This is a genomic window from Sphingomonas sp., assembly GCF_051962185.1.
GTDB lineage: Bacteria > Pseudomonadota > Alphaproteobacteria > Sphingomonadales > Sphingomonadaceae > Sphingomonas.
The window spans coordinates 1-9,077 of the sequence record NZ_JBQCCN010000191.1; the positions used below are offsets into that span (position 1 = coordinate 1).

General features: G+C 65.9%; 12 protein-coding genes. 5 read left to right on the forward strand and 7 right to left on the reverse strand.

Annotated elements, in window-relative coordinates; translation table 11 throughout:
* The 5 genes from ACTHJR_RS11910 to ACTHJR_RS11930 all read right to left on the reverse strand — a co-directional run.
* Positions 1-579 (reverse strand): FAD-binding protein (locus ACTHJR_RS11910; protein WP_440523418.1); only part of this gene is annotated, 579 nt, incomplete at its 3' end.
* A complete protein-coding gene (gene sdhD / locus ACTHJR_RS11915; protein WP_440523419.1) occupies positions 579-959 on the reverse strand; it encodes a succinate dehydrogenase, hydrophobic membrane anchor protein in 381 nt (126 codons plus the stop codon). The genes ACTHJR_RS11910 and sdhD, both read right to left, overlap by 1 nt.
* Positions 959-1,387, reverse strand: a complete 429-nt coding sequence (sdhC, locus tag ACTHJR_RS11920) for a succinate dehydrogenase, cytochrome b556 subunit (RefSeq protein WP_440523420.1) — start codon at positions 1,385-1,387, stop codon at positions 959-961. Before sdhC ends, sdhD begins: the two co-directional genes overlap by 1 nt.
* Before the next feature lie 162 nt (positions 1,388-1,549).
* Positions 1,550-1,612, reverse strand: a complete 63-nt coding sequence (locus ACTHJR_RS11925) for a hypothetical protein (RefSeq protein WP_440523429.1) — start codon at positions 1,610-1,612, stop codon at positions 1,550-1,552.
* Between the two features lies 1 nt (position 1,613).
* Positions 1,614-1,934 (reverse strand): endonuclease domain-containing protein, encoded by a 321-nt coding sequence (locus ACTHJR_RS11930; RefSeq protein ID WP_440523421.1) that lies wholly within the window; start codon positions 1,932-1,934, stop codon positions 1,614-1,616.
* Positions 1,935-2,158: 224 nt separating this feature from the next.
* On the opposite strand from ACTHJR_RS11930, the gene ACTHJR_RS11935 reads away from it, so the two are divergent.
* The 4 genes from ACTHJR_RS11935 to ACTHJR_RS11950 all read left to right on the forward strand — a co-directional run bounded on the left by ACTHJR_RS11935 (position 2,159) and on the right by ACTHJR_RS11950 (position 6,733).
* Complete coding sequence (locus ACTHJR_RS11935; RefSeq protein WP_440523431.1) at positions 2,159-3,502, forward strand: methyl-accepting chemotaxis protein; 1,344 nt, start codon at positions 2,159-2,161, stop codon at positions 3,500-3,502.
* Between the two features lie 17 nt (positions 3,503-3,519).
* Positions 3,520-4,884, forward strand: coding sequence for a methyl-accepting chemotaxis protein (locus tag ACTHJR_RS11940; protein ID WP_440523422.1), 1,365 nt, complete (start codon positions 3,520-3,522; stop codon positions 4,882-4,884).
* Positions 4,885-5,091: 207 nt separating this feature from the next.
* Positions 5,092-5,790 carry an SDR family NAD(P)-dependent oxidoreductase gene (locus ACTHJR_RS11945; RefSeq protein ID WP_440523423.1) on the forward strand — a complete coding sequence of 233 codons (699 nt, stop codon included), beginning with the start codon at positions 5,092-5,094 and terminating at the stop codon, positions 5,788-5,790.
* Positions 5,780-6,733: a 50S ribosomal protein L11 methyltransferase gene (locus ACTHJR_RS11950; protein ID WP_440523425.1), complete on the forward strand. Its 954-nt coding sequence runs from the start codon at positions 5,780-5,782 to the stop codon at positions 6,731-6,733. The genes ACTHJR_RS11945 and ACTHJR_RS11950 overlap by 11 nt, the downstream gene beginning before the upstream one ends.
* A gap of 95 nt (positions 6,734-6,828) precedes the next feature.
* On the opposite strand, the gene ACTHJR_RS11955 is transcribed toward ACTHJR_RS11950, so the two are convergent.
* Positions 6,829-7,230 (reverse strand): hypothetical protein, encoded by a 402-nt coding sequence (locus ACTHJR_RS11955; protein WP_440523426.1) that lies wholly within the window; start codon positions 7,228-7,230, stop codon positions 6,829-6,831.
* A gap of 100 nt (positions 7,231-7,330) precedes the next feature.
* Positions 7,331-8,212: a phenylalanine 4-monooxygenase gene (phhA, locus tag ACTHJR_RS11960; protein WP_440523427.1), complete on the reverse strand. Its 882-nt coding sequence runs from the start codon at positions 8,210-8,212 to the stop codon at positions 7,331-7,333.
* 23 nt (positions 8,213-8,235) lie between these two features.
* Here phhA and ACTHJR_RS11965 point away from each other — a divergent pair, with 23 nt between their 5' ends.
* Positions 8,236-8,910 carry a TIGR02117 family protein gene (locus ACTHJR_RS11965; protein ID WP_440523428.1) on the forward strand — a complete coding sequence of 225 codons (675 nt, stop codon included), beginning with the start codon at positions 8,236-8,238 and terminating at the stop codon, positions 8,908-8,910.
* Positions 8,911-9,077: the final 167 nt, after the last annotated feature.

The following is a 9,077-nucleotide window of genomic DNA, read 5'->3' on the forward strand; positions in this document are numbered from 1 at the left end:
CGAGCCGTCTTCCATGCAGAGCGCGATCACGCCCTTGCACTCGCCGCCTTCCATGATGAGATCGAGCGCGAAATATTCGATGTAGAAGTCGGCGTCGTACTTCAGGCTCTGCTGGTAGAGCGCGTGGAGCATGGCGTGGCCGGTACGGTCGGCCGCGGCGCAGGTGCGCTGCGCAGGGGGGCCCTCGCCCATGTTCTGCATCATGCCGCCGAACGGGCGCTGGTAGATTTTGCCCGCCTCGGTCCGGCTGAACGGCACGCCGGCATGTTCGAGTTCGTAGACCGCGGCCGGTGCCTCGCGCACCATATATTCGATCGCGTCCTGGTCGCCGAGCCAGTCGGATCCCTTGACGGTGTCGAACATGTGCCAGGTCCAGTGGTCCGGACCCATATTGCCCAGGCTGGCGGCGATGCCGCCCTGCGCCGCCACGGTGTGGCTGCGGGTCGGGAACACCTTGGTGATGCACGCGGTCTTGAGGCCGCTTTCGGCGACGCCCATGGTCGCGCGCAGGCCGGAACCGCCCGCGCCCACCACGACGGCGTCATAAGTGTGGTCGATGATCTTGTAGCTGTCGGTCATCACGCCCCCGCCAGCGCCGCGCGCAGGATCGAGAAAATGGCGGTGACCGCGATCACCGCGAGGAAGAATTCGATGAGGACGAGCGCCATCACCCGGCTCTCGTTTTCCTGATAATCCTCGATCAGCACCTGCAGGCCCAGGCGGGCGTGCCAGCAGACCGAGATGACCAGCAGGATCAGCGGAATCGCGACCCAGGCCGAACCGACCCACGCGTGGATGCTGTCATAGTCGAAGCCGTTGAGCCGGGTCAGCGAGATCATGAACCACGCCAGCAGGAACAGGTTAGACCCCGCGGTGATACGCTGGCGCCACCAATGATGCGCGCCTTCCTTGGCGCTGCCGAGACCGCGGACGCGGCCGAGTTCGGTGCCCTGGCCCATTATTTGGCGACTCCGAGGATGACGTCCTTGAGCAGCACGCCCCAGAACAGGATGGTGAGCAGGACCGAGCCGACGATCGTCAGGATCGCGCTGGTCTTGTTGGTCTTGAGTTCGAACGCCGCCCCCGCATCCATGAACAGGTGGCGAATGCCGCTCATCATGTGCTGGAACAGCGACCAGGTCAGGCCGACCCCGACCACATAGCCGAGAATGCTCCAATAGCCGCCCGAGAACCACGACACGAACCAGTCGTAGCTTTCCTTGCCGCCGGCGAGCGCTGCCAGCCAGCAGGTGAACAGAATGGCGCCGACGATCGCGAGCCCGTCGCCGGTCGCGCGGTGAAGGATCGACACCAGCATGTGCGGCCCCCACCGGTAATGCGACAGGTGGGGTGAAATCGGACGGTCGGGTTTGGACGGCGTGGCCAAGTAAGGTCCCCTGCGAAAGCGCTGCGCCCTCTTAGCCCCCGAGCGTCGGGATGCAAGGGTGCGCTCCTCCTGCTGGCGGAACACTATTCCCCTCTCCCGCTTGCGGGAGAGGGAGGAGCCCGCCGCGAAGCGGCGGGAGGGTAAGGGTCTTCTTATTCTTCTTTAAACCGCCCGGTGCAGCGCTTCGCGCAGGATCACGATGACTCCGTCCAGATTGCTCAGCACGTCATTGTTCCAGAAGCGGAGAATCTCGAATCCCCTCGGACTCCAGAAATGCCGTGCGCTTGGCGTCACGCTCTTCACTATGCTGCCCGCCGTCGATCTCCACGATCAGCATCGCATCGATACACGCAAAGTCCGCGATGTATGGCAGCAGACTATGCTGGAAGCGAAACTTGAACCCGTCGATCTGGCGATTGCGGACTGCTTGCCAGAATTTCTCCTCCGCCTCCGTCCGGTCGCGACGAAGTTTGGAGGCATGCTCACTTATCTGACGTCGCACTGGCGGCATGCTCGGGATTTTAGAAGAAAGAAGACCCTCACCCAACCTGCACCGGGTGAACAACGCCCCGCGCTGTTCAGGTCATGCCGAGGGCATGACCGACCCGGTGCACCCGCAAGCGGGAGAGGGCTATTGGCTCCATTCTGGCGCCAGTTCTGAAACACCTCCATCCTAACCCTGCTTTAACCAAGCCCGCGGTAGCTCTTCTCCCCGACCGGCCAATTCCTCCCTTGGCCGGAGAGCGGAGAAAATCGTTGAGCACCCATGACTTGCCCGTGATCGGCACCATTGCCGCGAAGATCGACCTTCGCGCGCGCCTCCGGGTGTTCGATTTCGACGGCACGCTGGCATCGGCGAGTCGCGAGGCCTGGGCCGTGCTCGAGCCAGAAATCCATGCGATTTCGGAAGCTTATTGGCAGCAATGGCTGCTGTGTTTCGCCGACGAGCGGATCTGGGCGCCGCACGAAACGCAGAAGATGATCGACATCGGCTGCGACTTCCTGCGCAATCGCTTCCTCGATACCTCGGGCCGCGCCTGGGTCGAATCGATCGAGCGCTCGGTAGCCGCGGCCTTCTCCGCCGACGTCTCGCCGATGGCGCTGCTCTCGATGATCTCGGCCAGCGACCGCGCCGCGCTCGGCGTGATGGTCAAGCGCGTCGACCGCGACGATCCCCGGCTGCCGGTGCTGCTCGACACGCTGATGCGCCTCTCCGCGCTCGAAGGTGAGATCACCGTCGATATCTACAATTCGTACCGCGAATATCAGGCGCAGGTCGCGCGCGACCGGCTGTCGGCCGAATTCCGCGACGGCATCGCGACGATGGTCGAGCGCGCCACCAGCGAAGGCGCGGTGCTGCGCGACCAGGCCGCGCGCAGCTCTGGCTCGGCGCGCGGCATGATCGACAAGACCGCCGAGGTCGCCGCCGCGGCCGAGCAATCGGCAGTGGCGATGCGCGAGGCGGCACAGACCGCGGCGGGCCTGATCCGCGCGATCGAGGATGCCCGCACCGAAGTCGAGGCCGCCGCCGAGATCGCCACCCGCGCCAGCTCGCAAGCGGGCCAGGCGGTGGGCATGTCCGAGATGCTGAGCGATCACGCCAAGTCGATCGAATCGATCCTCGGCCTGATCCGCGACATCGCCGGTCAGACCAATCTGCTCGCCTTGAACGCAACGATCGAAGCGGCCCGCGCCGGCGACGCCGGCCGCGGCTTCGCGGTCGTCGCGCAGGAAGTGAAGAGCCTCGCCAACCAGACCGCCCGCGCGACCGACGACATCGCCGCCAAGATTGCGGCGATCCAGTCGGCCACCCGCTCGACCGTCGAGACCAACGCCTCGATCAAGACCACTGTTGCCGAGGTCCAGGAAAGCGCCAACCGGATTCGCTTCGCGATGGAAGCCCAGGCGCAGACCGTGACCGCGATCACCGCCGCGGTCGACGAAACCGCGCTTGCCGCCGATTCGATGTCCAACACCATCGCCACCATCCGCGAGGATACCGAGGCGGTCGCCAGCGAGATCGACGGCGTCGGCAAGGGATTCGATTCGCTCGACGGTCAGCTCGGCCATCTCAAAGCCAGCGCCAGCGACTTCGTCGCCAAGGTCGCGGCGTGATCCCCGGAGGGAAAGACGTGGGTGAAACATTACCGGTCGTGTGGCCTGACGATTTGAGGGCCGCGCTCAAGCGCGACCTGCCGCCGTTCGATTGGGACGAGCAAGTCGCGCCGCTCTGCGCGGAAATCGCGCCGATCGTCGAACCGCATTATCATCCGATCTGCCGGATCTTCTGGGAGCATTATGTCGCGCATCCCGCGACCGCGCATGTTCGCTCCTTCTACACGCCCCGGCAGCTGGCGACCCAGATCGCCGGCAGCGTCGCTTATATGCGCGCCAAGTTCGAGAACCCGCTGGGGCGCGAATGGAAGGCGATGGCCTGCGCTCATGCCCGCGACTCGGACCAGGCGGGCATCCCACTCGCGCCGCTGCTCGCGTCGCTGGCGGCGGCGCACCAGGCGACCTTGCTCGTCGTCGGCGAAGCCTGCGGTCAGGATGGCGTGCGGATGGCGCGCTATGCCGACGTCATGCAGCGCGTGTCGCTGGTCGAGGCGCATCTGCTGACCAGCTACGTCAGCCATCTGGTGAGCACCCGCGCGCAAAAGGCGCGGCAGGAAAGCTCCGAAAAATTCCGCGGTTCGATCGCGGCGTCGATCGAGGGCACCGCGCAGCTCGGCAACAAGATCCGCGGTCAGGCCGCGCGCACCGCCGATTCGGCGCAGGGCATGCTCGACAAGACCGCCGAGGTTGCCGCCGCGGCCGAGCAATCGGCGGTGGCGATGCGCGAGGCGGCGCAGACCGCGGCGGGCCTGATCCGCGCGATCGAGGACGCCCGCACCGAGGTCGAGGCCGCCGCCGAGATCGCCACCCGCGCCAGCTCTCAGGCCGGGCAAGCGGTCGAGACCAGCGGCGCGCTCAGCGATCACGCCAAGTCGATCGAATCGATCCTGGGCCTGATCCGAGACATCGCCGGCCAGACCAACCTGCTCGCCTTGAACGCGACGATCGAAGCGGCCCGCGCCGGCGACGCCGGGCGTGGCTTCGCGGTGGTCGCACAGGAAGTGAAGAGCCTCGCCAACCAGACCGCGCGCGCCACTGACGACATCGCCGCCAAGATCGCCGCGATCCAGTCGGCGACCCGCTCGACCGTCGACACCAACGCCAGCATCAAGACCACGGTGGCCGAGGTCCAGGAATCGGCCTTGCGCATCCGCATCGCGATGGAAACCCAGGCTCAGACCGTGACCGCGATCACCGCCGCGGTCGACGAAACCGCGCTGGCCGCCGATTCGATGTCCAACACCATCGCCACGATCCGCGAAGACACCGAAGCGGTGGCGGCCGAGATGGGCGCGCTGGCGAGCGACGTCAGCGACGTCGATGACCGACTGGGCGGGCTGAAAGGTGCGGCGGACCAGTTTTCGGCGAGCGTCGCGGCGTAGTCCGACATCCTCCCCAGTCATGGGGAGGAGGACCGCGCGACGCAGTCGCGTGGTGGAGGGGGTTTGCCTCCTCGGAATAGCTTGCGGCCCGCCCCCTCCACCAAGCCGCTTCGCGTCTTGGTCCCCCTCCCCGTAAACGGGCAGGATTCGATTCCCCCCTCCCCGGAGGCATTGCCCGCCTCTTCCGCAGCCCGTAATCCCCGCCGCATGACCAATATCCTCCTGACCGGCAGCAGCCGGGGCATCGGCGCGGCGATCGCAGCAACGCTTTCCACGCAGGCCGGCATCCGCCTGATCGGGCACGGCACGAAGAGCGGGATCTCCGCCGACTTTTCCGACCCTGCCGCCCCGCGCCGGCTCTGGGACCAGGCGCTCGCCGAACTCGGCCAAATCGACGTGCTCATCAACAATGCCGGCGTGTTCGAGGATAATCCGATCGACCTGTCCGACGACGACTGGGTCGACGGCTGGGAGCGCACGATGCGGATCAACCTGACCGCCAGCGCCGAATTGTGCCGCTTCGCCGTCAGGCACTGGCAAGAGCGTTCCTCCGGCGGCCGCATCGTCAACGTCGCCAGCCGCGCCGCCTATCGCGGCGACAGCCCGAAGCACTGGCATTACGCCGCGTCCAAGGCCGGCATGGTGGCGATGACCAAGTCGATCGCGCGTGGTTACGCGGCCGAAAACATCCTGGCCTTCGCCGTATGTCCCGGCTTCACCATGACGGGTATGGCCGAGGAGTATCTCTCGAGCCGCGGCGGCGAGAAACTGCTCGCCGACATCCCGCTCGGCCGCGTCGCCGATCCCGCGGAAGTGGCGAATGCGGTCCAGTATCTCGCGACCCAGGCCCCGCCGTCGATGACCGGCGCGGTGATCGACGTGAACGGGGCGAGCTATGTCCGCTGAGGCGGGACGCAAGGTCGACAGCTGGCGACTGACGCTGCCGTGCACGCGCGCGGAGGCGGAGGCGATCGACGCCGCCGAGATCGCGATCGACGCGGTGCTGATGACCACCGAGGAAGTCGAGGACGATGTCGAGCGCTGGCGGCTCGACGCCTATAGCGAGGCCGAGCCCGACGCCGCGATGGTCGCCGCGATCCGCGCCCTGGTGCCGAGCGCCGCCGACATCGCCCCCGCGATCGAGCCGATCTATGACGAGGATTGGGTGACGCTCAGCCAGGCCGGGCTCGAGCCGATCCACGAGGGTCGGTTCGTCGTCCACACCAGCGCGCATCCGGTCGAGCCGCCGCCCGCCGGTCGCGCCTTCCTGATCGACGCCGGCCGCGCCTTCGGCACCGGCCACCACGCCACCACCTCGGGTTGCCTGGCGATGCTCGACGCGATGGCCGATCGCCGGTTCGCCAACGTCATCGACATCGGCACCGGCACCGGCCTGCTCGCCTTCGCCGCCCGGCATCTGTGGCCCGGGGCCAAAGTCATGGCCACTGACATCGACCCGATGGCGATCGACGTGACGCGCGAGAATGCCGAGGCGAATGCGGTCCCGGGTATCGACCTGATCGTCGCCGACGGCGCGCTGGACGACGCGATCACTGCGTCCGCGCCCTACGATCTGATCATCGCCAACGTGCTTGCCGGCCCGCTGGTGTCGATGGCGCCCGAACTCGCCGCGATCGCCGCGCCGGACGCCGTGATCGTCCTGGCCGGGCTGCTCGAGACGCAACGCATGCAGGTGGTCGATGCTTATGCTGCATGCGGCTGCGCCCTCGCCGAAACCGATCGTCGCGGCGACTGGACTGTGCTCAAGCTGGCCGCCGGCGTCGACCGCTTCGTGCCGATCAAGCCGATCGACCCCAAAGGCCGCGACGGCTGGGCGCTCGATATCTGATCAGCGGGTTAGGTTCGACATCCACGCGATCCGTTCGGCAGCGACCAGCCAGGACGGATGGTCGCTCCACCGTGACATGAAGCCGATCTGCACGATCAGCCGGTCACTCCGGGAACATCGAATTTGAGCCCCTTGGAAATAGGGACTTCCTTAATCGTCTCGACCTTTTCGAGTAGGACGCCGGTGAATGCGCCCCCGAGGTGACCGTAAGCGCCGAAATAGTTTGATTCACGGCCGAGGAAGCAAATTCGATAGGCCGCGCCATCTCGCGTCACCGGCAAGCCGGCTGCGTCGCTCGCGATGTCCAGCCAGGGCAGGTTGGCATAATGAACGATGGCTATATCGTTCAGGTCTTTGACTTCGTGCAGAAAAATCGACCGCTCGAAGCCCGGCATCCACACGCCGCAAATCCGGCGTTGCGGCAGCGTGCGATAACAACGTTGGTCACCAAGAAACATTTTGGCGCCACCTGCCCGCACCCAGCAATCCTTGATCATCAACCCCGCGAAGCGCGGTGCTGAAGCAGGTTGCGCCCGAACGAGAACGACGCATCCGACGGCAAACGCCGCCAGTGCGAGCCAGAGAAGATAGGGTGATCTAGCCAACCACCGCGGGCCCTTTGCCCCGCGCATAATCCTGCGTGCCGTGAGTCAACACTTCGTCCTCCGGCAGGATTTCCGCGATCCGGATATCCGGCTGCGCCTTCAGCGTCTCGTAGAGCGGCGCGAAATCGGTCTCGACCGTCACGCGGAGCAGTTCGTCGAAGCTCGGGATGACGAAGTAATTCTGCTGGAAATCGTCGATCCTGTACTCGGTCCGCATCACCCGCGCAAGATCGAAGCCGATCCTATTGGGGCTGGAATCGTCGAGCGCGAACCGGCTCTCCGAGAAGCTCGACACGATGCCCGAACCGTAGATGCGCAGCCCCTCGGGCTCGGCGATCAGGCCGAACTCGACCGTGTACCAATAGAGTCGGCCGAGATATTTGAGCGCGTCCAGCCCCAGCGCGCGCTGCCCACCGCGGCCATATGCCGCGAGGTAATCGGCGAACACCGGATCGGCGAGCATCGGGACATGGCCGAACACGTCGTGGAAGACGTCGGGCTCTTGCAGATAGTCGAGCTGGTCGGGGCGGCGAATGAAATTGCCCGCGACGAAGCGGCGATTGGCCATATGGTCGAAGAAGACGTCGTCGGGGACGAGGCCCGGCACCGCCACGACCTGCCAGCCGGTCAGCTTCATCAGTCGGTCGGACAATTCCTCGAAATCGGGAATGCCGGGCTTGGAGAGCTTGAGCACGTCGAGCCCGCGCAGATAGGCTTCGGAGGCACGACCGGGCAGCAAATTGGCTTGGCGCGCGAACAGCGTATCCCAGGTGGCATGCTCTTGCGCCGTATAATGCGCCCAATTCTGGGGAATCGTCCAATCGGCCGCGGCACCGGGAGGCGGAGAATCGAGAACGTGCGTTTCAGTTTCCATTGAAACCATCTATCACGGCGGGCGTGGGGAATGAAATCGGATTGCGCGTCTGGCGCGCGGCAAGCTGGCTCGCCGGCACCTTGCTGTTCGTGGTCCTGGCCTATGCCACCGCGGGGTTGATCGGCGGTACGATCCCGATCAATGCCGATTGGAAACCGCCCGCCACGGGCGGCGTGCGCATCCTGGTCGAGGACAATGGTATCCATACCGGCCTGGTGCTGCCGGTCCGTGCCGCCGGGATCGACTGGAGCCAGGATTTCCCCGCCGGCGACATCACCGACCCGCGCTACGCCCGGTTCGACTGGGTCGCGGTCGGCTGGGGTGATCGCGCTTTCTATGTCGAGACGCCGACCTGGGCCGACGTCAATGTCCTGACCGTGCTGCGCGCCGCGACCGGTAGCACGCGCACCGTCCTCCATGTCGAGCATGTCGCCGAACCGCCGGTCGCCCCCGACACGCGCGCGATCATGCTAAGCGAGGAGCAATATCGCAAGCTGGCCGCCTATGTTCGCGCGACCCGCGGGCCGGGCGGCAAGGTCGCTGGCGGCTATGGCGTCAACGACGTGTTCTATGACGGTCGCGGCCGCTACAGCGCGATCCGCACGTGCAACGAATGGGCCGGTGGCGCGCTTAGGGGAGCAGGAGTGAGAATAGGCGCATGGACACCCTTTCCCGTCGACGTGATGGCATGGTTCTGACCCCGCCGAGCAAGGCGCAATGGGCTGCCGAGCTGCCGCGCATGGTCGGGACGATGGCGCGCATCCCGGTCGAATGGAGCGAATTGATGAAGGCGCCGCCGGGCGACGGACGACCGATCATGCTGCTGCCCGGCCTGTTCAATTCGGACCGCTCCAACATCGTCATG

Excerpts from the sequence above, each read along its gene's own strand:
- sdhD (WP_440523419.1), bottom strand. The coding sequence starts at position 959 with ATGGGCCAGGGCACCGAACTCGGCCGCGTCCGCGGTCTCGGCAGCGCC.
- ACTHJR_RS11945 (WP_440523423.1), top strand. The coding sequence starts at position 5,092 with ATGACCAATATCCTCCTGACCGGCAGCAGCCGGGGCATCGGCGCGGCG.
- ACTHJR_RS11950 (WP_440523425.1), top strand. The coding sequence starts at position 5,780 with ATGTCCGCTGAGGCGGGACGCAAGGTCGACAGCTGGCGACTGACGCTG.
- ACTHJR_RS11955 (WP_440523426.1), bottom strand. The coding sequence starts at position 7,230 with ATGATCAAGGATTGCTGGGTGCGGGCAGGTGGCGCCAAAATGTTTCTT.
- phhA (WP_440523427.1), bottom strand. The coding sequence starts at position 8,212 with ATGGAAACTGAAACGCACGTTCTCGATTCTCCGCCTCCCGGTGCCGCG.